Origin of the sequence: Paraburkholderia sp. GAS448 (assembly GCF_050435685.1) — a bacterium.
Taxonomy (GTDB): Bacteria; Pseudomonadota; Gammaproteobacteria; order Burkholderiales; family Burkholderiaceae; genus Paraburkholderia.
Genome location: NZ_JBNDKT010000025.1, coordinates 103,980 through 128,529 on the forward strand (window position 1 = coordinate 103,980; position 24,550 = coordinate 128,529).

The following is a 24,550-nucleotide window of genomic DNA, read 5'->3' on the forward strand; positions in this document are numbered from 1 at the left end:
ACTCACCCCGAGCGGATATACCCAGTCCAGACCGGGAACTATGCCGTGCGCACTTTCACATAGCGCCCAGGCGCCGGCTCGACCGTCTTATGAAGGGCGCTTCCCAGTTTCGTGCGCGCCTTGAGCGATTCTTCAGCGTACGGCTTGAGCCACTCGATCCAGTGGTTCCACCAACTGCCCGGCCGCGTTTCGGCTGACGCCAGCCACGCGTCCGGATCGCCGGTCGAATCGCCGCTGGCCCTGAAACTTCGCTTGTTCTTCGACGCAGGATTGACGACCCCAGCTATGTGGCCGCTCGCGCCGAGAACGAACTGAGTCGGGCCGCCAACCAGTTGTGTGGATCGATAAGCCGATCGCCATGGGACGATGTGATCTTCCTCGGTTGCCAGCACGTAGGTCGGCATGTCGATACGAAAAGGCGATAACGCAGGCCGCGATAAACGCTGACGAAGGCCTCGGGTTGAATCGATGTGTGCAACTCGATGACACGGGCTTCGGCAGGCAGGGGCGCGTGGGCAGCCAAATTTGCAACCCTGCCTGTTTCGGAAGCGCTGCTTCCTCGCAGCGTCAATTGCGCGGCGAGACCCCAGGATGTGGTAGAAAAATTTTGCCGTCATACCTGGCAATCGAGGCCGGAGTGGATGCGGCAACGCCGTTGAAGCGCCGGCGTGGCCGGCGGATTGCGGAAGTGTTGTCTCCTGATACGAGACAATAGTGCGAGCGTTCGCGTTTGCCCCCTCCCACGGCGGGAGGGGTGTCGAGCGCCGCTCGGGGCAGCAGCTTTGGACGAGGCTGGCGCAGTCAGGCACCGCATGGCAGGCATGATGCCGAAAACGGGATGAACAGGGGCGCCGAATTTCCGCTCGCCGCGATGTGACGAGAGACCGCTCAGTCCATCTCATCGATAAGGTCGAAGTACCTGCCAGGAGCAACAAGGCTGCGTCGCAAAAAAGTATCGACGCGCGCCGTGAATTCACCTGTCGCAATCCGGCTTGCGATGTGCCGCGCGAACGCGGCTTTGTGGCCTGACGGCCTGGAATATGATTGGGTTTCGCAACTATATCGTCGCAGATGCAACCACGAACCCGTACATTTTCACTTTCGGTGGCGGCTGCGCCAGTCACGGGGCGTCATATGAAAACGCGCCTGGAACCAGGCCGAAAACGACCCCTGGTTGGTGTAGCCCAACAGGGCGGCGACCCGGCCGATCGGATAGCGTGGATTGAGCAGGTAGCGCACGGCAAGGTCACGCCGTACTTCTTCAGCGATGCCCGAGAAACTGGAACCGGCGGAATCGGGCTGGCGCTGCAGGGTGCGCACCGTCAGATTCACCTGCCGCGCCACCAGTTCAATCGAGGCCTGACTGAGGGGCGATAGCAGGTAAATCGCCTTGCGCATCTCCAACGCAATCGAATCTGCCGTTGTAACGTTTAGCGGATTGGCGAGACTTTCCGCATAACGGACCAGCACGGGGTCGGCATTCGGATTCGGATAATCGAGGTCCGCCGCCGCACAAACGATTCCGTTGAAGTCGGTCTCGAACGTGATCGGACAGCCGAAGAACCGGCGATGGAAGGTGAGATCAGCCGGCGCCGGATGCGTAAAGTGCACACTATGCGGTTTCCAATGGGCGCCCAGCAGCGCGCTGGCGTGGCGGAAGAGCACGCCGACGGCCAGTTCAATTGCCTGTACTGTCGGGGTGTCCGGTTCGGCAACAGCGGGTTTGAAGTTTAGAGTCTCGTGCTCGACTTGCCGAACCGATCTGCGCGAGCGTTGCCCACCTGTGGTTGAGCCTCGGGCACGCTGGATCAGGACGGCTGAGCGGTGCCATCAGCCTAAAGTCCTATTGCGAGGTGGTTGCCCGACGACGATAGTGAATGGCGGTGCGCGATCAGGCGGCGTCTGGATGGCATGGGCGTGAAATCGTGTCCAGGTTACCCGAAGAGAAAAGGAACGGCGGGCATACCGCGCCGATACCTGGCGACAACCCGCAAGGAGAGACTCGATGTTGCCGACGCCTACTTCCGAAAGACTTCTCTCGCACGGGCTGCTCGATGTGCTGATCCGCGCCGGCATGATTGCGGTTTTGGCGATTTCCTGCTTCGAGATCTTTTACCCGTTTCTTAACCTGATTGTCTGGTCCCTGATCCTGGCGGTAACCCTCTATCCGCTTCAGGTCAGACTCCGGGGCGGAGTGCTCAACAGCGACGGTCGTGCCGCCACGCTGATCGTCATTGTTGCGCTCGGCATTGTCCTCGTGCCGACCTGGCTGCTGGGCGACGCGGTGGTCGATTCGGCGGAGCGCGCGTTGGCCATCGCGAAGAGCGGGAGCTTTCGCATTCCACCGCCGGCCGAGTCGGTGGCCGCGTGGCCGCTGTTGGGTCAACGACTGCATGACTTCTGGCTGCAAGCCGCAACCGATCTGACCGGTCTCGCGCAGAAGCACGCCCCTCAGCTCAAGGAGGCCGGCGTCGCGCTGTTGGGGGCCGTGACGAGCGTTGGCGCAGGGCTCTTGATATTCTTCATGGCCCTGATCATTGCCGGCATTTTCATGGCTTACGGGGAGGCCGGCAGTCGCAGTGCGGTGCAGATTGCATCGCGCATCTCGGGCCCGGAGAACGGTCCAAAGATCACCGCATTGTGCACCGCCACGATCCGCGCGGTGGCCCAGGGCGTCGTCGGCATCGCGTTCATCCAGATGCTGCTGGTTGGCGTTGCCTTCGTGGTGATGGGCATTCCTGCCGCTGGCCTGCTGGCGCTCGCCGTGTTGTTGATTGGGATCATGCAGCTACCGGCCACGCTGATTACCATCCCTGTGATCGCCTTCGTCATTGCTACCGAGGGGGTAACCGTGGCGACGATCGTCTTCTCCATCTATGTCTTCATCGCAGGGCTCGCGGACAACGTACTCAAGCCGTTGCTGCTGGGTCGCGGCGTCGCCGTGCCCATGCCGGTGGTGTTGATCGGTGCACTGGGCGGCATGGTGACGGGTGGGGTGATTGGGCTGTTCATTGGTCCAGTGGTACTCGCAGTTGGTTATCAACTGTTCTGGCGATGGGTTGAGGATGTGCCGCAAGAAGATCGGTCACGAGAACGATAGCAGCCGTGATGCCGAAAGGTTCGCCCCGTGTCGCTCTTTACCCGCCGCCCCGAACGTTTGCTGCTGATTGGCGCAATCTGTGTCAGCGGTTGCGTGCGGGTGGGACCTGACTTTCATCCGCAACGCGAGGCGTGGATCGAACACTGGAGCAGCCGGGCTGTCGAGGAGGCCACCACGCAAGGCTCACAACCCGATATCCGGCAGTGGTGGCATGTGTTCTCGGATCAGAACCTCGAGCGCCTGATTACTGAGGCCGATGCCAACAACGCTGACGTAAGGATTGCCGGCCTGCGTGTGATGGAGGCGCGCGCCCAGCTTGGGATTGCCCTGAGCGGAAGCTACCCCCAAGTGCAGCAAGCCAATGCCGATGTTCTGTACGGCGATCGCAAGCGATCCGGTGGGGACCGCCCGCGCTCCGGCGGCGTCCTGCAATACAGCGTGGGCTTCGACTTCGCATGGGAGCTTGATTTCTGGGGGCGTTTCAGCCGCGCCATCGAGTCAGCCGATGCCGGTTATTTCGCGGCCAGGGCCAACCACGACGATGTGCTGGTCCTGCTGCACGCCCAGGTCGCCACCACCTACTTCACGCTGCGCACGGCCGAGGCGCGTCTGCGCATCGCCCGGGAAAACGCAAAGCTTCAAAAGCGCAGCTATGAGATCACCGAGCGCCTGTTCAAGAGCGGCGAAAGTGATGAACTGGATCTTCAGCAGGCCAAGACGCAGTATCTGGGCACGCTCGCCAGCATTCCCGAATTCGAAAGCCAGATCGTGCTCGCCCAGCATGCGCTGTCCGTGCTGATCGGCCGGCCACCCGGACCCCTCCCCGAACTAGCGGAGCAGCCGGAGAAAGAAGGCGTGATTCCACTCGTCGATCATGCGGTGCTGCAGGACGTACCCGCCAATCTACTGCTGCGACGCCCCGATGTCCGCGCGGCGGAACTGCAGGTGGCTTCGCAGTCGGCGCTGATCGGCGTGGCCGAGGCCGATCTCTACCCTTCGGTGACCCTCCTGGGCACCCTTGCCTGGACCGCATCGTCAGCGGCGGGCGCGCCGAATACGCTAGCGCTGTTCGCCGGCCCCAGCGTGAGCTGGAACCTGTTCGACCACGGCAGGATCGTGAACAACGTGAGGGTTCAGGACGCACGTCTGCAGGAACTGATCGTTGCATACCAGAATACCGTGCGCGAGGCGGCGCGCGAGGCGGACGACGCCGCCACTGGACTCATCATGGCACTGCAGCGCGATAGCATCCTGCACGACGCAGAAATGGCCGCGCGGCGCTCGCTGACACTCGCCAACACCATCTACCGCGAGGGGTATTCGGACTTCCAGCGGGTGCTGGATGCCCAGAGTGCGCTCTCCTCGCAGCAGGACGCCTACCTGGTGAACCGCAGCAATGCGGTGGGCAGTCTGATCGCCCTGTACACAGCCGTCGGCGGTGGCTGGTACACCGGGGCGCCGCTGGTCGACCCTGACACCCGTCGACAGATGCAGCAGCGCACCGACTGGGGCGACATGCTTAACGAGTCGGACCCGCCGTCCATTACCACCCGCCATGCCGCGCCGCAGGGAGGTCCCGGTGAGTGACACCCCGCAACCCCCTGCGGCCACGCCGCCGGAGAAGCCCGCGCCCACCGCCGACCGGGCGGGGAAGGGGGTGAAGTGGGTCGTCTGTCTGATCGGCGTGAGCCTCGTCTGGTACCTGCTGGCCGACCGGTTCACCCCATACACGCAGCAGGCGAGGGTGCAAGCCTACGTTGTTCCGGTGGCCACCGAAGTCTCGGGGCGGGTCATCCGGGTGCTCGTGCACAACAATCAGGAAATAAAGGCTGGAGCCACGCTCTTCGAAGTGGATCCGCAGCAGTACCGGATCACGCTTGACCGCGCACGGGCCGACCTCGAATCGACCCGGCGTCAGATCGGAGCCAGCACCGCAGGTATCGATTCAGCGCAGGCCTCGTTGCGTGCCGCCATGGCGAATGAAGTCAAGGCGCGTCAGGATAGTGAGCGACTCGAACGGCTGTACCGCGAAGACGAGGGGACTGTTTCGCTGCGCCGGCTCGAGATAGCGCGAGCAACGCACGAACAGGCTGTCAGTCAGGTTGCCGCGGCCCGCGCGGAGGTGGAGCGCGCGCGCGAACAGCAGGGGGGCAGTGAAGCAGAAAACGCCCAGCTTCGTAGCGCGGCGGCCGCCGTGGAAAAGGCCGAACTGGACCTTGCCAATACGCAGGTACGGGCACGCTCGGCTGGATTGATCACCGATCTGCGCACCGACGTCGGCCAGTTCGCCGCCGCGGGCAGCCCGGTCATGACGTTGATCGCGATTCACGATGTGTGGGTGAGTGCGGATATGACCGAGAACAACCTGGGCCATATCGAGCCCGGTACGCCGGTCGCTATTGCGCTGGACGCCCTGCCGGGCGAGGTATATGAAGGTCGCGTGCGCAGCGTCGGGTACGGTATCAGCGCCGGTCAGAGCACGCCGCCCGGCAGTCTGCCGACCGTGCAGAATAGCCGCGACTGGCTGCGTCCCGCTCAACGCTTCCCGGTGATCGTCGAGTTTGCTCCAGGCGAGGTGCCCACGCTCCGCGGTATCCGCGTCGGCGGCCAGGCCGAAGTCATGGCGTTTCCCAGTCCGGGCAACCCGCTCAATTTCCCGGGCCGCCTGTTCCTGCATCTGATGAGCTGGATTTCCTACATCTACTAATGGCGTCCGTGCCCAATGAGCGTGAGGCTCTCGATCAGCGCGCACTGCGTCTTGCCTGCGGGACTGCGCTGTGCCTCGCGATCAGCTTCGCGCTGGACCTGCCGATTCCCGTAGTGGCGCCGGTGTTCGCTGTCTTTCTCCTCGCCTCGCTGAACCGCCCCCTATCACTCAAGGCCGGGCTGGGCCTCGCGCTGATCGTGATGTTGACGACGGGCTGCGGCCTGCTGTTCATCCCCTTGCTGCGCTACTACGCGATTTCGGGCGTGCTGCTGATCAGCCTGTTTCTTTTCCTCGCGTTTCGCTACGGTCTGCGCGGGGGCAACAATCTGGTCGCTACTTTTCTGGTGGCCGGACTGACCATGATTTCCGCAGCAGGCACGGCTGATTTCCAGCTTGCCGTCACGGTCGTGGGGGCGCTCGTGAAAGGACTCCTGCTCGCCGTACTGGTGCTGGCCTTTAGCCACTGGCTGTTTCCCGAACCTGCCAGTCATCCGGCAGGGCCGGCTGCCCAGGCCCTGCCGGATGAGGAGGCCGCCCGGGTGGCACTACGCGCCACTCTGGTCGTACTGCCCGCCTTCCTGTTGGCACTGACCGATCCAGCCAGCTATATGCCGGTTATCATGAAGTCGGTCAGCCTCGGCAGACAGAGCTGCACCACGAGGGCTCGCGGTGCAGCACGGGAGCTGCTTGGGTCTACGCTGCTTGGCGGCCTGCTGGCGATCGCATTCTGGTTCGCCCTGAGGCTTTTTGTGCATCTGTGGATGTTCTTCCTCTGGATGTTGCTGTTCGGGCTGCTGGTGGCCCGCGAACTCTATGCCACCAGTCCGAAGCGATACCGTCCCGGCTTCTGGCTGAACAGCCTCGTCACGATGATTATCCTGCTCGGCCAGTCCGTTCAGGACAGCGTGGCCGGCAAGGATGTCCAGAGTGCCTTCGCGGTCCGCATGGGGCTTTTTATCGCAGTGACCCTCTATGCCTGCCTCGTTCTCCAGCTTCTCGACCGGCCCCGCCGCGTGCGATGACCTGCACGCGAGGCTGCAAGATGCGCTGTCTCGGTACCAATGCAATGCAGTCGATGGTCTCAAGGTGACACCGGCCCGCTGACTAATGGGTGTCGCCGCCCTGCCTGGAGCCGACGCGTTTGCTGGCTGCTTCAGGTGATCGCGAAAGCATTCCTGGCGCGACTTGACGCTCCGGCGAGGACTCGAACGAGATAAAACCACGCTGAGCCGGGTCATGCGAAAGTCGGACGCTCGACAAGGCCTCCGGCTAGCTGCCGGCGTCCGTCGGCGGGGCGGAGCTGGCCTTGTCCGCAAGACGAACCAGCTCGACAATCGAACCGGCTTTCATCTTTTCCATCACACGTGCGCGATGAATCTTGATCGTCTTTTCCGCAGCACCCAGTGCGCTTGCAACCTGCTTGTTCAAACGGCCTTCCACCACGAGCATCATCACCTCGCGTTCGCGTGGCGTGAGATGATCCATGCGGCTCTGGATGTCCGCCAGTTCCACGCGGGATTCGAATATCTGGCGTGCCTGCTCTAGTGCCCGCTCGATCGCGTCGAGCAGGACGGTGTCGCTCACCGGCTTTGACAGAAAGTCCAATGCCCCCGCTTTCATCGCATCGACGGCCACATGGAGGTCTCCGTGCCCCGAAATGAAAATGATGGGCAGCCCGGCATGTAGTTGATGTTGCAACTCCAGTCCGCTCAGATCCGGAAGCTGCAGGTCGAGCAGTAGACAGGCGGGGCAGCTGGCGAGATCGGCACGTTCGATAAACGCCTCCGCGCTTCCGAACGTCTCCACGCGATACCCGGCTGAGCGAATGACCCGTGCAAAAGCAGTACGGACGTGTTCATCATCATCGACGACGAACACTACGGAAGCCACCCCGTTCATCATGATTGACGCAGCTCGGATACTGCAGCCGCGCTCGCAGATGGAAGCAGGAGGTGAAACGTTGCGCCCCGATCGCTGTTGCTTTCGGCCCACAGGTGTCCACCGTGCCGGGTGACGATCATGCGGCTGATCGACAGGCCGAGCCCCATCCCGTGCGGCTTCGACGTGAAGAACGGCTTGAATATCTCGCCGATCTGATCCGTGTTCAGGCCAGGGCCGCGATCGCTCACCGTAATGCTGACCCCCTTTCCTTGCGGCGCGGCGCTGACTTTCACCGACACCACGCGATCTTCGGCACGGCATCCCTCTACCGCATCGAATGCGTTCCGCAGCAGGTTGATCAAGACCTGTTGCAACTGGATGTTGTCGCAGTGCACCAGCGGCACCTGCCCGGCAATATCCAGCGTCAGGTGCACACCCCGCGCGAGCGCATCGCGACGCATGAGGTGCGCTACCTCGCGCGCCAGGTTTCCCATATCGAGCGGCTGCGTTTCAGGGGGAGCCTCCCCGACGAACTGCCTCAGCTTGCGCACGATTTCGGTCGCCCGGCAGCTATCGGCCACGATGTCCGCCAACGCTTCCCGCAAGTCGACCTGGTCTTGCGGGGTCGACTCCAGAAATCGTTGTGCTGCTCGCGCGTTGCTCAGGATCGCGGTGAGCGGCTGGTTGATCTCATGGGCCAGCGCGGCCGCCATGTCGCCTAGCTCGGACACGCGTGAAAAATGGACACGTTGCTGGTCATCCCGACGGGCCGCCGCCTGCGAGCACGGGTCGGCGATCATCACGATCCACGCGGATGCGCCATCCGGTCCGTACCGCGTGCATTTCACGCTGACTGTATGTTCGGAGCCGTCCTTGCTTCTTGCGATGGCCATTCGTTGCCCACAAGAGGCTGCTCGACCGTCATCCGGCGCGCCGGGTTCAGACCTGCCCGATCGCTCTCCCGCGCTGTCTTCGGGCATCCGGGGAAACAACTGCACGAAGGACATGTCACTCAGTTCCGAAGCCGTATGTCCGAAAAGTGTCACCGCAGGTTCATTGGCAAGGACAACCCTGAAATCGTCATCGACGACGATTACCGCACCCGGCATCAAATTTAGCAATGGCAGCAAGTCCGCTGCTGCAGGATCGAAAGTCGCGCCTTGAAGGCGACGGCCAGACCATGGCACGTATCCGGCCAGTGCGGCCGTCAATCTCCTGGCCCGGCCAAAACGCGTTCCGGCGCGCCGCCTGTGTGCCTGCGCGCCAGACTGCTTCCTGCGCATCGTCTCCTGTGGGGACGCGCTGCGTTCACGCAGCCGTGCAACAGGGATTTCGCGCGCTGCTGAATCGCTCTCCGGCACGTGCGAGATGACTCCGTCAGTCATCGCGGGAGGCCCCCGTTCCTGCTCGCCGCGTTGGGCACCCAATGCGTTCGTGAGCCTCCGGACAACGGACGCGACTCCCGACACCACATTTCCGTGGTCCTGCGCGGGGATGTTCATGGTCGAACGCTCCGTACTTTGCCTTAGAATATCCAGAGGCAACGTGCCAATTGCAACAGGGCGGCGGCCATTCATTCCGCATCTGCCCCTCCCACCGAATTACACGCCGGCAAGCCGGCTGGTCAATCGAGCAATGATTCGTGAAACGTGCCGGGCATTGATGCGTCGGCTCCCAGAAGGCGTGAGCGTTGCGCTTCTGCCTCTCTTGTTAACATAGACCGTTATTCGGTGCGATTCTTGATTTCGGTCATTTTTTTTCGGGGACTCCAACACGATTGCGGGGTCCGCCGCCTGGCGCAATACGTTACAGCGCCAGCGGCGGGATTTCGTCGGACGCTTCATGAATCGCTTCAACGATGGACGATCGCTGTCCCCGAATCAGGGCGTAGCAACTCATTCTGCCCGCGTTGATCGATTCGCCTCTCCACACAGCGGTCAACCTCAAGTGAGTGATTAATACAGTTCGACGTAGCGGTGGAGTTGTCGAGTGACGGACGCTCGTCTCCATTCCGCCGCGCGATATCGCTAGCGATCTTACTGGTCGATGCTGTGCCGACCGATCCAGGAGCGCCAATGATCGCTGTGGTCGAGAAGGTGTCATCATGCGAATTTCCCGTGACTACTTGCTGCAAGATGTACTAGTCTGAAAGCGGTGATCATATGTGAGACGTATTCAACGACGCCATGTCGATGCTGCGTGCGCCCGCTCGGTCTACTGCACCGGGTCCGTGACTCGTTTGCCATTTCGATGGGCTTTAACTTCGCGGCCATCGAGGTCGGTGCATCCTTTACTCGATGCGCCAGCCTGCGGCCTCCTTGTATACACACATGTCGAATACACGCCTGTGCGACCTCGCCAGGCGGCAACACGGCAGGTTTGTCGCAAAGATGATTGAACGCGCAACGAGCGCGAGGAAGATTGTAGGTCTACTGCGCTCAGGAACACCCGTCATGCTCGCGGCGGATATGGATCATGGTGCTGACAACTCTGTTCTTGTTCCTGTCGTTGGCGTCCCCGCCTGCACGCCCACTCTCGTTTCGCGACTTGCAAGGCTGAGCCATGAGCGAGTCGTACCATTCGTGACCGAGGTTGCGCGAATCGCGGATGTTCTTCTGGTGCCTATAAGGATAGTACGTCGACGTTACCTCGCAATTCTGGGCAAGATTGTCGCGTTCTGAATCAATTACTCGGTAGACCGATTCGATTATGAGTTCAAGGGAGGCGTGGCTACCCGAGCGTCGGTGCGTGGGTAGCGCTCGAAGCCTCGGAAACTTGCGCCTGATCTACCAGCTTACCGATTTCATTTTGGAAGGCGACACGCGGCATTGAAAAGCAATTGCATGTGCGGTGCTCGCCGTGAGGCAGGCCGCGGCGGTGCAAGCCACCCATGCCGTCGTTGTGATGGGATCACGCCTCGAATCCCACCACCGTGCAAGTGCATTATGGGCGGGTCCGGCGCATGCAGCGACGGGGCTCTCAGGATGGAAGCCGATTCCGATTTGGGAAGACGAGCAGCATTTGATCAACGAATACGCTGGGAACCCGGATAGCCATGGATTCGGTACGTCACAAGGGGTCCGACAGTAGCTCTGGCGACCCCGCTCGCCAGGTCACCCGGCACTTTCGCGTGTGCCTCGCGGTGTGCGCGCTACTTTCGGGTTGCACATCGCTCGGTCCCACAACTATTGTTGCGGACCGCTTCGACTATAGCGCGGCGATCGCCGACTCCTGGAAACAGCAAACGCTGCTGAATATCGTCAAGCTGCGCTATCTGGATCTGCCGGTATTCGTGGACGTGGCGTCCGTTGTCAGTGGTTACTCGCTGCAAACCGGTGTATCGGTGAACGGCACCCTTTCGACGGAGAGAGCGGTGCAAGGCAATTTCCTTGCGGCGGGAGTACAAGGCGTTTATACGGACCGGCCCACCATCACGTATACACCGACAACCGGGCAGAAATTCCTGCGCGGGTTGCTCGAGCCGATCGATCCCAAGAACATCTTCTTCCTGCTCCAGAGCGGCTACGCGGCGGACTTTCTGTTGGGCATGACGGTGGAATCGCTCAACGGCGTGCGCAATCGCTCAACGGCTGCAGGGATGACACGGGAGGCGGATCCGGAGTTCCTGCGGGCGATCGCACTGCTGCGCGATGTGCAGGCCACTGGCGCGGTCGGAATGCGCGTGGAGGAGGACAAGGTTAAAGGTTCGACCGCCATACTATTCTTCCGGCGCTGTGGTGTTTTGTCCGCATGGACGAGACATAGCTAAGGCGCCTGCGACGCGATGCAGCGTGACGATGCCACCGCAAGTGACAATGTCCGTGCAGCCATCGGCGCGCTAGTCATCGTCGGCATGGCCGCCATCGTGGGTGGCCTCGGCTGAGATGGCACCACGGCCCCCGCCGACTCGGGGGCAACGCAGGCCAGATCTAGGTTGCAAACGGCATCAATGGCAGGTCCGACTCCCGACAACACAGTCGCGGAAGCGTAAAGATCGCTCGGCATCGAGCGTCGGCCTCTCGAACATGCAGTAGTTCGCGCCAGCAAATGCAGAAAGGGGATAGTCATGGACAAAGCCGTTACGCGCAAGCACTCAAGTGCCGAGCTTCGAACAGAAACCCCTTACCTCACCGCTGATGAACGCGCGGCGCAAGGACGGGCGCTGCGCGACACGGTACCGCGGGTGTCGCAGGCGGGATGGAAGCCCGCCACGGATCGCCGTGACCCGGTCGAGATCCTGATCGCATCCAACGAAGGCCGCATGATGGAGCTGATCCCGATCCGCTTCGGGCGCATGTCCGCGTCGCCGTTTGCGTTTTATCGCGGTGCGGCCGCACTGATGGCCGCCGACCTTTCCATGACACCTGCAAGCGGAATCCGTGTTCAGGCGTGTGGCGATGCGCACCTGATGAACTTCGGCGGCTTCGCGACGCCGGAGCGCAACGTGATCTTCGACATCAACGATCTCGACGAAACGCTGCCGGCACCGTTTGAGTGGGATCTCAAGCGGCTTGCCGCCAGTGTGGTGATCGCAGCGCAGCATCTGGCGCTGCCCCACAGCGACACAGCACGGGCGACCATGGATCTCGTTCGCGAATACCGCGAACGGATGCACGATTACGCCGGGATGCGGGTGCTGGATGTCTGGTACGACAAAATCGACCTGCAAAAGTATAAGGATCGCTCGGGCGATCCGGCCATTGTAGAAGCGGCGCGCAAGCGGCTCGCGGAGCGGATCGAAGCGGAAAGGCGCAAGACAGTGCCTGATTTTCTGTATCCGAAACTCGTCTCGCAGGAAGGGATCAAGCCAAGGATCAAGGACGAGCCACCGCTGATCTTCCATCCGACAGAAGGACAGGCTCCGGGTCTGGAGTCGGGATACGCCGAAGCCATTGTCTCGTATCGCGAGAGCCTGGCCGAGCATGTACGGGTGCTGTTCGACAGGTTTCACTTTGTCGATATGGCCATAAAGGTGGTCGGCGTCGGCAGCGTCGGTACGATGTGCGGCGTGGGCCTCTTCATGGCGGCGGACAACGACCCGCTCTTCCTGCAGGTCAAGGAGGCGCGCGCTTCGGTACTCGAACCCTATGCAGGGAAGAGCCTGCATGCCAATCATGGCCAGCGTGTCATAGCGGGCCAGCGCATCATGCAGGCTGCGAGCGATGTGTTCCTCGGATGGACCCGGGGGAAGAACGGCCGCGATTTCTATCTCCGTCAGCTTCGCGACATGAAAATGTCCGCAGTGATCGAGGACTGGGAAGCGGGGATGTTACGGCAGTACGGGCGGATGTGCGCGCACGCCCTGGCCCGTGCGCACGCCCGCTCGGGTGATGCGGCAATGATCGCCGGGTACATGGGTTCCGGGCAGACCTTCGACGACGCGATTACCGAATTCGCGACGGACTACAGTACCCAGAACCGGCGTGACTATCGGGAATTCGTCCACGCGATCAGGGAGGGGAGGGTTCAGGCGAAGATAGAGGATTAGCCAGGGACGTGGTCGATACTTCATGGGGATACACACCAGGAGACTGGAAGGCGTCCAGCGATCGTGCAAGGTGACGTGATCGCCATCTACGTTCACTCCGGCAATGCGCTCAACCGGAAGAATCGCTCAACGTCTTCGTCTGGCTCGCCAAACCAGGTTGCGTACAGCGCGCGAAAATCCGCGGACACGAATGCCTGGCTGAGTATCCGGTCGACCAGCAGACGCAGGTCTTCGTCTCCCCGAGGCATCCCGATGGCGACAGGAAGATACGTGAAGTGGCGATCGAGTACCGTCAGATCACCCGCCGAGGGGTCGCTCCTGGCCTTCGATAACAGAAGGGCGCGTTCTGCGAAGAAGACATTCACCTTGCGTTCGAGCACCGCCCGCACGCCAGCGTCAATGCCGGAGACTGGAGTGAGCGTAACGGTGATATCAAAGGATGCAAGTTTTCCGGCAAACCAACGCGCGGTGGGTGAACCCGCCACCACGGCAAAGGTCTGCTTCGACAGGAGCTGCGCCGGCGCAGCGCGCCAGAGCGGGTGAGCTGGGGTCTGCGCGCCGCTTAGTATTTCCTTCAGGCCGGTGGGCGCGTCCGCTCGGAGAATCGCCCCGATGCCACCGGGGTAAACTGGAATCGAGAACGCGATCTCCTTTCGGGCGGTCAGCGTGTCGGCGTCGCCGCACAGCAGATCGATGCGCCGATCCTGCACGGCACGAAAGCGGTCGCTGCCGGTAACTGGCACCCACTCCGTAGCCAGCGTGGAGAGTCCGAGTGCGCTTTTGACCTGGTCGGCAATCTTCTGGCAGAGGGCCACGGCGTAGCCTGCGGCATGACCCGCATCGTCCCGATACGCGAACGGTCGCGCGTCATTGACATAGCCGAGGGCGACTCTGCCCGACTGCTTGATCCGCGCGAGGTTGCCCGCCGGCGCAATCGTCACGGCGGCGGCGCCAGCCGCATGCGCCCGCGGCGGCGCGAAGGCGGCCGCCATGGCGATCGCGGCCACGAGTGCTGCGGTGCCGGACACCGAAGCCGCACGCGCAATGCCGCGCTGGTTCGTGAAACGCGGCGCGATAAAGCCGAAGATCACGTAACCGATCGCCATCACAAGCATTCCGCCGAGTACGGCATCCTTGCCGGCGGCATAGAGCGCGTACACGGAGTACAACATCGCCACGGCGGTCACGACCGTGTTGCGCCGGTACACGGCCGGTTCCGTACCTGCATTGCGCATCATCACGAACAGGGCCGACAGCGAGACGATATACGGCAGCACATTGGTCACCACAGCAAGGTTGACGAGCGCCTCGAACTGCTCACTCAGGTTCGGCGAAATCGTCGACAGCGCCATCAGCGACTGCAGCACCCCCATGATGACCATCCCGGTAATCGGTGCGCCCATGCGGTTCGCCTTGCCAAATACAGCAGGGAACATGTTGCTGTCTGCCGCGTCCTTCGCCGTCTGGGCAAGCGTGAACTGCCAACCCAGCAGGGATCCCACACACGCCATCGCTGCAAGTGCCATCACGATGTCGCCCACTAGCGGGGTGAACATGTGTGCATACGCGAGTCCGAACGGCCCGGTGGACTTCACCAGATCGGCGTTGGGCACGATGCCCTGGATCACCGCAGTCGACAGAATGTAGATCACCGCCGCGCCTAGCGTCCCGAACAGGCTGGCCAGCGGCACGTCGCGCTTCGGATTCTCGACTGCTGACGAGTTCTGCACCGCCGACTCCATCCCGAGGAACGCCCACAGGGTGAGCGAGATGCTCGAACCCATGCCTTCCACGAGCCGCATTCCCTTCGGGTTCCACGCGGCCGCGAAGGTGCCGCCGTGGAACCAGAACCAGCCGGCGACGGAGATGAACCCGACGGGGAGGATGACTCCCCACACTGTCACTGAGCCGATCTGCCCAGTCAGCTTCGGTCCACCGAAGTTCGCGACGGTGGTGAGCCACAGCAGGCCGATCACGCCAATGGCGGTGGCGGTCGGAGAACCGGTGAGGCCCGGAAAGAACGCCGCGAGATATCCCAGTGCGGAACTCGCGACCGCCACATTCGCGATGGCGACCGACAGAAAGTAGAGGAAAAACACCTGGAAGTACCCGGGCTTGCCGTAAGCGTCCTCGGCGTAGGCGGCCATGCCGCCGGCGCGCTGATTGAGGATGCCGGCCTGAGCGAAGCCATAGGCAATCGCCATCGAACCCACCGCCGTCACAACCCACGATAGCAATGAGATTGCCCCGACCTTGGCCATGTTGGCGGGCAGCATGATGATGCCTGAGCCCATCATGTTCACTGTGACGATGAACGTCAGTTGAACGACGTTCATCTTCTTTTTCTGTGCAGACATGGCATCCACTCCTGATAAGGATTCCGTATTGCCTGTTCGGTGGATGACCGTCATCAATGTCGTCCAGCACAGCGCCCCAATCCACGCACGCCCTACCCGGCGAGGTGATGCGCGACCGGCCGATCGCGGTTAAGCAAGCGTCCACATGTTGAATCAGCCACCCAAAGCGCTTCGTGTGTCCTGCTGTTTGACGACTACGTCATCAAACAGCAGCCGTAAGACGCTGATGACCACGCCCAGGCGAACGCATCCTGATCTGATACGGTTTGCCTTCTTTGGAATGAGCGCCGAATCTGGTCGTTTCCACGCTTATCCTGGTCCTCCATCAATCAGAGCGTGAGAAAGCCCTTATACAAACCAAATGCGGCAATGACGGCGCCGATCATCACTGCCGCGAAGATACCCTTCTCCACATGGGTAAATACCGGCTGCCCAATCTCGCGCTTCGCCTTGTAAAACAGCAGCACGCCGGGCGCGTATAGAAGCGCCGACAGCAGCACGTATTTGAGGCCGCCGGCGTACAGAAGCCATATTGCGTAGATCACCGCGATAGCCGCTATGACCATGTCATTGCGGCGTTGCCGGCTTGCGAGCTCGTATGTTTCGCCGCGTACCGCGATCAGCAACGCGTAAGCGGCGGACCAGAAGTACGGAAGCAGAATCATCGATGTCGCCAGATAGATCAGAGACAGGTAGGTGCCCTTCGAAAACAGCGTAATCACCAGAAAGACCTGAATCATTCCGTTCGTGAGCCAGAGTGCGTTGGCAGGGACACCCTTCGCGTTTTCCTTATGCAGGAAACCCGGCATCGTATGGTCGCGCGCCGCCGAAAAAATGATTTCCGCGCACAACAGGACCCATGACAGCAACGCACCCGCAAGCGAGATAACCAGTCCGACGCTGACCAGAATGGCACCCCAATGGCCCACGACGCGTTCGAGCACACCAGCCATCGATGGGTTCTTCAGGGCCGCCAGTTCCGGTTGCGTCATGACGCCGAGCGACAGGAGGTTCACGAGCATCAGTATAAGGAGCACGCCAGCGAAGCCGATCACGGTTGCCTTGCCCACGTCCGTGCGGTGCTCGGCCCGTGCCGAGAAGATGCTCGCGCCCTCGATGCCGACGAATACCCACACCGTCACCAGCATCATGTTCCGTACCTGGTTGGTGACGCTGCCAAGCTTGGGGTTATGCAGGCCCCAGAAGTCAGCCGAGAACGTTTTAGAACTGAACGCGAACACGCAGAGCACGATGAATACGCATAGCGGCACTATCTTCGCAACCGTTGTCACCAGATTGATGAACGCGGCTTCCTTGATGCCGCGCAAAACGAGGAAATGCACCCCCCAAAGCAGTACCGATGAGCAGACGATGGCGATCGGCGTGTTCCCCTCGCCGAACACTGGAAAGAAATAGCCAGCGGTGCTGAAGAGCAGGACGAAATATCCTACGTTGCCAAGCCAGGCGCTGATCCAGTAACCCCACGCGGAACCGAAGCCCATGTAATCGCCGAAGCCCGCTTTCGCGTATGCATAGACGCCGCCATCGAGTTCGGGTTTCCGGTTGGCAAGCGTCTGGAATACGAACGCAAGCGTGAGCATCCCGATAGCGGTGATGGCCCAGCCGATGAGAATAGCGCCTACATCGGCGCTGACAGCCATATTCTGTGGCAGGGAGAAGATGCCTCCCCCGACCATCGACCCGACGACCAGTGCAATCAGCGCACCGAGCCTGAGCTTGTTCGACGATGCAGATGCCGATGCCGATGCGGGCGCCGATCCGGGCGCGGGCGAAGATTTTGGAATGGACACGGCACATCTCCTTTAATTGAGCGCCTCAGCGTGGACGCGACTCACGTGATCGCCTTCCGTGAAACGCCTCGTCAGGCGGCTACGAATGTCCGCAAAAGCCACTTCTCGTATCCAGCATCCCCCGGTCAGGCGGTCGATAGCGGCCGCCTGCGCGAGTACACGATCTTCGCTTGCGCGTTAAGCCCCGTTATTCCCGATATCGGAGACCCTGGGCCGCGGTGCTCACGCGTGTTCCTGCGCGATGCTCCGTAATGGCGACGATGTCCGACAGTGCGCCGATCGCCGCATCCTTTCCCGTGTTGCGGGCGAAGCCGATCGCAGCCGCCACTTTCGGTCCCATGGATCCGGCGGCGAAGCCCAGTTTCTCCAGTTCGTCCGGATGGGCTTCAAAAACCGCCTTGCGCGTGGGCTTGTCCCAGTCCACGAAGACCGCGTCGACATCGGTGGCGATGATCAGCATGTCAGCTTCGAGTTCTTCGGCGAGCAGTGCCGAGCACAGGTCCTTGTCGATGACGGCTTCCACGCCGAGAAGCTTGTGTTTGTCGTCGTACATCGTCGGGATACCGCCGCCGCCCGCGCAAATTACGATGGTGCCGTGTTCGAGCAACCATTTGACCGGCCGGATTTCGAAGATGTGTTTCGGGCGCGGGCTGGCCACGACGCGGCGGAAGCGGTCGCCGTCCGGTGCGATGGCCCAGCCTTTCTCCTTCGCAAGGCGCTCCGCTTCCTCCTTGCTGTAGACCGGGCCAATCGGCTTGGTCGGGTGCTGAAAGGCCGGGTCGTGCGGGTCGACTTCGACCTGGGTCAGAATGGTCGCGAACGGCACCTCGTAGGGCAGCAGGTTACCCAGTTCCTGTTCGATCAGATACCCGATCATGCCTTCCGTCTGGGCTCCGAGCACGTCGAGCGGATACGACGCGACATCCTTGTACGCCGCGCCCTGAAGCGCCAGCAGACCCACCTGCGGGCCGTTGCCATGTGCTATGACCAGTTCATGGTCGGTAGCAATCTGCGCGATCTGCTGTGCCGCGGTCCGTACGTTTTCGCGCTGGTTTTCCGCCGTCAATGGTTCGCCGCGGCGCAGCAACGCGTTGCCGCCCAATGCAATCACAATTCGCATGATCCACCTCGTCTGTTGTATTCCCGGCGGCGTGCTGCGCGGGCATCGGAAATGCCTGCGCCCGCGCGCCAGCCGGCGTCGTACGACAGCTCGCCAGTCAGATCTCGGCGAGCGTCGACACGAGGATGGCCTTGATGGTATGCATGCGGTTTTCCGCCTGCTCGAATGCAATGTTCAGCGGAGACTCGAATACCTCCTCGGTGACTTCGATACCATTGGCAAGCGCCGGATACTGGGCGGCAATCTTCTTGCCGACCGCAGTTTCGCTGTTGTGAAACGCAGGCAGGCAATGCATGAACCTGGCCTGGGCATTCCCCGTGGCCTTCATGAGTTCCATGTTCACCTGGTACGGCAGCAGTTCCCCGATTCGCTCGCCCCATGCCTCCACCGGCTCGCCCATCGAAACCCACACATCCGTGTGCACGAAATCCACCCCTTTAACGGCGGCCCTGGCGTCCTCCGTCACCGTGATGCGCGCGCCGCTTTCTTCGGCGAACTTGCTGCATGTCGCGATGTGCTCTTCATGCGGCCAACGCGTCTTCGGTGCCGCTATGCGCACATCCATGCCGAGCTTCGCGCCGATCAGAAGCAGTGAATTGCCCATGTTGTTGCGGGCGTCGCCGAGATACGCGTAGCTGATGGAAGTCAACGGCTTGTCGCTGTGCTCCCGCATGGTCAGCACATCGGCAAGCATCTGGGTAGGGTGGTACTCATCGGTCAGGCCGTTGAACACCGGCACGTTCGCATACTGGGCCAGTTCCTCGACGATCTCCTGGCTATACCCCCGATACTCGATCGCGTCGTACATGCGTCCGAGTACGCGCGCCGTATCTTTCATGCTCTCCTTGTGTCCAATCTGCGAGGAGTTCGGATCGATATACGTCACGTTTGCGCCCTGGTCGTAGGCGGCGACTTCGAACGCACAGCGGGTGCGCGTCGAGGTTTTTTCGAAGATGAGTGCGATATTGACGCCCTTCAGATGCTGTTGTTCCGTACCCGTGTATTTGGCACGTTTCAGGTCACGTGAGAGGTCGAGCAGGTAACGCAACTCACGGTTCGAGTGATGCATCAGACTAAGAAGATTCCGGTTGTGCAGATTGAAAGCCATGATGGTCCTCGGATGTAGAGTCGATGTTGCGTTGCGGTAGAGGGGCGGGCCATCTCCAATCCATTAGTCGACCGGATCGCGGATGATCGGGCAGGTCATGCAATGGCCACCACCGCGGCCGCGCCCTAGTTCGCTTGCCGTGATCGTGATGACTTCGACGCCGGCCTTGCGAAGCAGCGTATTGGTGTAAGTGTTGCGGTCGTAGCCGATTACCACGCCGGGTTCGATACATACGACGTTGTTGCCGTCGTCCCATTGCTCGCGCTCGGCGGCGAAACGGTTTCCCCCCGTCTGCACAACCCGCAGCTTGGTCAGCCCCAGTGCTTCGGCTACCACGTCCATGAACGGCTTTTCCTCGTGCGTCACATGGAGCCTGGATGGACTTGCGTCGTCCGGACGCACGGTAAAGGCCACGATTTCCTTCACGACGTCCGGATAGATCGTGACCAGGTCGCGATCGCAGAATGTGAACACCGTATCGAGGTGCATCGCTGCCCGCGATTTTGGCAGGCCCGCCACGATGATCCGTTCAACCGCGCCCTTGGCGAACAGCGACTGGGCAAGTTCACCGATTGCCTGCCGGCTCGTGCGCTCGCCCATGCCAACGAGGAGCACGCCTTTTCCGACCGGCATCACATCGCCGCCTTCGAGTGTGGAGAATCCGTGATCGACGTCGGGGTCGCCGTACCAGGTCTCGAACTTCGCACCGGCGAAGTCGGGATGGAACCTGTAAATGGCGGCGGCGAGCAGCGTTTCCTGGCGGCGTGCCGGCCAGTACATCGGGTTCAGCGAGACGCCGCCGTAGATCCAGCACGTCGTGTCGCGCGTAAACATGCTATTGGGCAGGGGCGGAACCACGAAACTGGAGTATCCGAGGTACTCGCGGAACATCTTCAGCGTATTGCTGTGTTCGGAATCCGGAATGTCTTCTACGACCACCCCACCGATCAGGAACTCTGCGAGCCGGCGCGGTTCAAGACCGTCGAGCCAGCTCACCACCTCGCCGGCGAGGTCCACGCCAGTCGTGTTCGGGCGGATCTTACGCTCGAGGATCCACGTTCGCGCTTCGGGGTTTTTAACGGTCTCGGTAAGCAGATTGTGCATCTCGACGACTTCAACGCCGCGTTCGCGCATCTTTGTCACAAAATCGAAATGATCGCGCTTGGCCTGACCGACCCAGATCACGTCGTCAAAAAGCAGTTCGTCGCAGTTTCCGGGCGTCAGACGCTGGTGCGCCAGTCCCGGCGAACACACCATCACCTTGCGCAGCTTGCCCGCCTCGGAATGAACCCCGAGGTTGATCCTCTCCGTGCTCATCATGCGTCTCCTGAATTGGGAGGGCGAGAAAGGCCGGGCGGGTTTCCGGCGCGGCAAACAACGCTGCGTTCAACGACCCGGATGACAGTTTCTCTGGCAAATGCGAATGCCGCCCCGGACGTCCGCTTTGCCGTGTCGAATAGCAGGCCCCGAGCAAAGTAGTCGCAATGAATGCAACTCGTAGCCGAGCCCAAAGAAATTCAGCATTTTTATTTTTATTTTTATTTTTATTTCTATTTGTATTGCGCAGATAACAGCGCTGGTCGAGATCGTCGGACGCGCGCGACGCGAGAGGGCTTATATGAAATATGGTTGTACTGGCACCCCACTGTAATAGTAGTGTGCTTTAAGAATTGACGCAAATCACAGATCGCACGGTCGGTGGGTTTTACTGTCGACGGCAAGAGACTGCGTGCACGATGGCGACGATGCTGCAGGTCGCGCCTGTCGATGAGTACCAAAGCATTAATTGACAATCCAGATTCGAACTGGTAAAGCAGGCATAGTTGCTAGTGGGCGCGTCCGTATCAGGGGTTTTGCGTACCTGGTGTCCCCGTCGCGTCGAAGCGGCCAACGTCAAGACCCGTATCTCGACTCTTGCCTTTCATTCGGCGCAACTGCGCTGACTATCAGGTGGCCACGGTCTTATGAGCAATCCGGATTTTTCGTCCCCGCTTCCGGAACCAGGCCGAATCGCACGCCGGGTCAAGGCGGCCGATCAGACTGGCCTGGGCCGCTGGCTGCCGGGACTTCGTACGTTGCGCGGTTACCAGGCGGCCTGGCTGCGGCACGACATTGTGGCCGGACTGGTGTTAACCACGATGCTGGTGCCCGTGGGCATCGCCTACGCGGTGGCGTCAGGTGTACCGGGCATCTGTGGCCTCTATGCGACCATCTTTCCGCTGCTCGCTTACGCGTTGTTCGGACCAAGCAGGATTCTTGTGCTGGGGCCGGATTCTTCTCTGGCCGCCGTCATCCTTGCCGTCGTCCTGCCACTTTCTGGCGGCGATCCGCATCGCGCAGTCGCCCTTGCGGGCATGATGGCGATCGTGTCAGGAGCGGTGTGTATTCTGGCCGGCGTGGCACGTCTTGGCTTCATTACAGAACTGCTTTCCAAACCGATTCGCTACGGGTACATGAACGGCATCGCGCTGACGGTCCTGGTTAGCCAGCTACCCAAGCTGTTCGGCTTTTCGGTCAAGGCAGAGGGACCGCTCAGAAGCCTGTGGGCCATTGGCAATGCGGTGCTGGATGGCAAGACCAACTGGACCACATTCATGGTCGGCTCAGCCACGCTGGTGGTCATTCTGTTGCTCAAGGGCAACAAGCGCTTGCCGGGTATCCTTATCGCCGTAGCAGGCGCAACCATTGTCGTTGGCATGCTGGACCTTGCTGCACGCGCTGGGGTTGCGGTCCTTGGCAGCCTCCCAAGAGGTCTGCCCGGTTTCGCTATCCCGTGGATCAACGCAGCCGATATCGTTCCTGTCGTAATCGGCGGAAGCGCTGTCGCGCTAGTCTCGTTTGCCGACACCAGTGTGCTCTCTCGTGTCTATGCCGCCCGAACCCGTACCTATGTCGACCCGAACCAGGAAATGGTCGGACTCGGTTTCGCCAACCTGGCCGCCGGGTTCTTCCAGGGCTTCCCGATCAGCAGCAGTTCGTCCCGTACCCCGGTGGCTGAGACTGCAGGCGCCAGAACACAGATGACTGGAGTTGTTGGCGCGCTCGCTGTTGCCATGCTACTAATGGTGGCGCCAGATCTGCTGCGGAATTTACCTAACAGCGCATTGGCTGCTGTCGTCATCGCATCGGCCATCGGCCTCATCGAGGTCGTCGATTTACGACGAATCTATCGCATACAGCGGTGGGAATTCTGGCTGTCAATCGTCTGCACTATCGGTGTGGCTGTGCTGGGTGCGATTCAGGGCATCGGCCTTGCCATCGTGATTGCCGTCATTGAATTTCTGTGGGATGCATGGCGACCGTACTCCGCGATTCTGGGACGCGCCGAAGGTATCAAGGGCTACCATGACATCACGCGCTATCCCGACGCGCGCCTCATTCCCGGCCTCGTCCTGTTTCGCTGGGATGCACCGCTGTTTTTCGCCAACGCCGAGTCGTTCCAGGACCGCGTGCTGGATGCCGTCGATACATCACCGACGCCTGTGCGATGGCTTGTCGTTGCGGCGGAACCTGTCACCAGCGTAGACGTGACATCCGCCGACATGCTGGCCGAACTCGACGACACCCTGCACGCGGCCGGCATTCAGTTGTGCGTTGCAGAGATGAAGGACCCGGTCAAGGACAAACTGAAGCGTTTCGGTCTGTTCGCGCGGCTTGGCGAGGTCGCATTTTTTCCGACCTTGGGCGCAGCCGTCAGCCGCTATCTGGCGACTCACGAGGTGGACTGGAAGGACTGGGAGGACGGGGGGCGCTGATCGACGCCGTGATCTTCGATCGGCAGCGCCCACAGGTTCCCACACCTACCGGCCAGGTTGCGGATGCACGCATTTCCTGACTCGGGACATGTTGTGCTGCGACGAATCCAAGGCGACGGGTCCACGTTTTACGCGTGCAGTCGACGAAAAGGTCGACGAGCCACGAGCCACGAGCTTCGACGGCTGAACATGGGAAGGGAGGAAGCCATGTCGACCTGGTTTGGACGTGTTTGGGTGTCGGTCTCGTCGATCACAGGGGCGCGCGCCCTTGTATGGCGTGCTTCGGCGCTCTGTGCCGCTGTGCTGATCGCCGCTGCGTGCGCACAGCCCTGGCAACAATTCCAGGCTGGCGAGGACCAGTCGGCGATCATCGCCCGTCTGGGACCGCCCCGAGAGGTCTATGATTTGCCGAATGGCGGCAAACGGCTCATGTGGCCGACCCAGCCGATGGGTTCGACGACAGTCGCGGCGGACGTGGACGCGTCCGGAAAGATTGTGAACGTGCGGCAGGTGTTACAGTCAAGCGAGTTCTATCGGGCGGAGATCGGCAAATGGACCCGCAATGATGTCCTGATCAATTTCGGCAAGCCCATGGAGACCTCATATTTCCGTTTGTCGAATCGGGAAGTATGGTCGTATCGGTACGTCGAAAACAACGTGACATATCTCCTCTACAACTTCCTGTTCGACGATCAGGGCATTTTGCGTCAGACCCAAAAAAGTCCCGACCCGCTGCGGGACCCAGACCGCCGCCGCTTCTGACACCACGCAGCGATACAACGCAGGATCGCCCGCAGGGTGAAAGCGCTAGCCACCCAGCGCTTTCACCATCACGATCAGGGCGACACCGAGCGCGGCCATCGCGAGTCCGGCGTAAACGGGCTTTAGATTGGATACTCCTCACCTTGTCCCGTCAAGCAGCCCGGAATCTCCGTTATACGGCGTGCGACGGGATACCGATTCGTCGAGCCAGCCTGTGCAATGTTCACCGCACACAAATGCATACCCGGACATATTCGGGCCGCCGCGACCCACTGACCATCGGTCTAAAGTCCTATTGCCGGGTGCTTGCGAGACGCCGATAGTGGGCGGAAGGGCGCAATTCCGCAGCGGCTGGAAGGTATGGAGGGTGAAATCATGTCCAAGGTGCCTGAAGAGGAGAAGAAGAGAGACGGGACGCGAGCGGACAAGCTCGATAACAAGACCTATCTGAAGGAACTGGA

General features: G+C 61.2%; 17 protein-coding genes and 1 pseudogene. 9 read left to right on the plus strand and 9 right to left on the minus strand.

The window, feature by feature from the left end:
* Nucleotides 1-38: 38 nt before the first annotated feature.
* Entirely contained in the window at nt 39-404 is a 366-nt protein-coding gene (locus tag P3T23_RS33435) for a hypothetical protein (RefSeq protein WP_429320343.1), read from the minus strand.
* 691 nt (nt 405-1,095) lie between these two features.
* On the minus strand, nt 1,096-1,812 hold the full coding sequence (locus P3T23_RS33440; RefSeq protein ID WP_429320359.1) for an AraC family transcriptional regulator ligand-binding domain-containing protein: 717 nt from the start codon (nt 1,810-1,812) through the stop codon (nt 1,096-1,098).
* Between the two features lie 193 nt (nt 1,813-2,005).
* Between P3T23_RS33440 and P3T23_RS33445 the strand changes: the two genes are divergently transcribed.
* From P3T23_RS33445 to P3T23_RS33460, 4 genes are read left to right on the plus strand one after another with little or no spacing between them, the layout of a single operon-like run.
* The gene (locus tag P3T23_RS33445; RefSeq protein WP_429320344.1) at nt 2,006-3,100 is read left to right on the plus strand and encodes an AI-2E family transporter; all 1,095 of its coding nucleotides are present in this window, start codon (nt 2,006-2,008) and stop codon (nt 3,098-3,100) included.
* A 27-nt stretch (nt 3,101-3,127) separates the two neighbouring features.
* The gene (locus P3T23_RS33450; RefSeq protein WP_429320345.1) at nt 3,128-4,687 is read left to right on the plus strand and encodes a TolC family protein; all 1,560 of its coding nucleotides are present in this window, start codon (nt 3,128-3,130) and stop codon (nt 4,685-4,687) included.
* Nucleotides 4,680-5,807 (plus strand): HlyD family secretion protein, encoded by a 1,128-nt coding sequence (locus tag P3T23_RS33455; protein ID WP_429320346.1) that lies wholly within the window; start codon nt 4,680-4,682, stop codon nt 5,805-5,807. Before P3T23_RS33450 ends, P3T23_RS33455 begins: the two co-directional genes overlap by 8 nt.
* Complete coding sequence (locus tag P3T23_RS33460; protein WP_429320347.1) at nt 5,807-6,829, plus strand: DUF2955 domain-containing protein; 1,023 nt, start codon at nt 5,807-5,809, stop codon at nt 6,827-6,829. The genes P3T23_RS33455 and P3T23_RS33460 overlap by 1 nt, the downstream gene beginning before the upstream one ends.
* Before the next feature lie 247 nt (nt 6,830-7,076).
* Here P3T23_RS33460 and P3T23_RS33465 read toward each other — a convergent pair whose 3' ends face one another.
* Nucleotides 7,077-7,706 carry a response regulator transcription factor gene (locus P3T23_RS33465; protein ID WP_429320360.1) on the minus strand — a complete coding sequence of 210 codons (630 nt, stop codon included), beginning with the start codon at nt 7,704-7,706 and terminating at the stop codon, nt 7,077-7,079.
* The gene (locus P3T23_RS33470) at nt 7,706-8,797 is read right to left on the minus strand and encodes an ATP-binding protein (RefSeq protein WP_429320361.1); all 1,092 of its coding nucleotides are present in this window, start codon (nt 8,795-8,797) and stop codon (nt 7,706-7,708) included. Before P3T23_RS33470 ends, P3T23_RS33465 begins: the two co-directional genes overlap by 1 nt.
* Before the next feature lie 1,135 nt (nt 8,798-9,932).
* Between P3T23_RS33470 and P3T23_RS33475 the strand changes: the two are divergent.
* The 3 genes and pseudogenes from P3T23_RS33475 to P3T23_RS33485 all read left to right on the plus strand — a co-directional run.
* Nucleotides 9,933-10,282: pseudogene (locus tag P3T23_RS33475) on the plus strand (lipid A biosynthesis lauroyl acyltransferase); the annotation flags it as partial.
* 461 nt (nt 10,283-10,743) lie between these two features.
* Complete coding sequence (locus tag P3T23_RS33480; protein ID WP_429320348.1) at nt 10,744-11,457, plus strand: hypothetical protein; 714 nt, start codon at nt 10,744-10,746, stop codon at nt 11,455-11,457.
* Nucleotides 11,458-11,754: 297 nt separating this feature from the next.
* Entirely contained in the window at nt 11,755-13,176 is a 1,422-nt protein-coding gene (locus P3T23_RS33485) for a DUF2252 domain-containing protein (protein ID WP_429320349.1), read from the plus strand.
* A gap of 92 nt (nt 13,177-13,268) precedes the next feature.
* Here P3T23_RS33485 and potE read toward each other — a convergent pair whose 3' ends face one another.
* The 5 genes from potE to arcA form a co-directional block, all read right to left on the minus strand.
* On the minus strand, nt 13,269-15,533 hold the full coding sequence (potE, locus tag P3T23_RS33490) for a putrescine-ornithine antiporter (RefSeq protein WP_429320350.1): 2,265 nt from the start codon (nt 15,531-15,533) through the stop codon (nt 13,269-13,271).
* A 329-nt stretch (nt 15,534-15,862) separates the two neighbouring features.
* The gene (gene arcD, locus P3T23_RS33495) at nt 15,863-17,338 is read right to left on the minus strand and encodes an arginine-ornithine antiporter (protein WP_429320362.1); all 1,476 of its coding nucleotides are present in this window, start codon (nt 17,336-17,338) and stop codon (nt 15,863-15,865) included.
* Nucleotides 17,339-17,531: 193 nt separating this feature from the next.
* Nucleotides 17,532-18,464 carry a carbamate kinase gene (gene arcC / locus P3T23_RS33500; protein ID WP_429320351.1) on the minus strand — a complete coding sequence of 311 codons (933 nt, stop codon included), beginning with the start codon at nt 18,462-18,464 and terminating at the stop codon, nt 17,532-17,534.
* A 97-nt stretch (nt 18,465-18,561) separates the two neighbouring features.
* Nucleotides 18,562-19,572 carry an ornithine carbamoyltransferase gene (locus P3T23_RS33505; protein WP_429320352.1) on the minus strand — a complete coding sequence of 337 codons (1,011 nt, stop codon included), beginning with the start codon at nt 19,570-19,572 and terminating at the stop codon, nt 18,562-18,564.
* Nucleotides 19,573-19,635: 63 nt separating this feature from the next.
* Nucleotides 19,636-20,889, minus strand: a complete 1,254-nt coding sequence (gene arcA, locus P3T23_RS33510; RefSeq protein ID WP_429320353.1) for an arginine deiminase — start codon at nt 20,887-20,889, stop codon at nt 19,636-19,638.
* Between the two features lie 647 nt (nt 20,890-21,536).
* Here arcA and P3T23_RS33515 point away from each other — a divergent pair.
* Both P3T23_RS33515 and P3T23_RS33520 read left to right on the plus strand, forming a co-directional pair.
* Nucleotides 21,537-23,327 carry a SulP family inorganic anion transporter gene (locus P3T23_RS33515; protein ID WP_429320354.1) on the plus strand — a complete coding sequence of 597 codons (1,791 nt, stop codon included), beginning with the start codon at nt 21,537-21,539 and terminating at the stop codon, nt 23,325-23,327.
* Between the two features lie 207 nt (nt 23,328-23,534).
* Nucleotides 23,535-24,089 carry a hypothetical protein gene (locus tag P3T23_RS33520; RefSeq protein ID WP_429320363.1) on the plus strand — a complete coding sequence of 185 codons (555 nt, stop codon included), beginning with the start codon at nt 23,535-23,537 and terminating at the stop codon, nt 24,087-24,089.
* Nucleotides 24,090-24,550 lie beyond the last annotated feature (461 nt).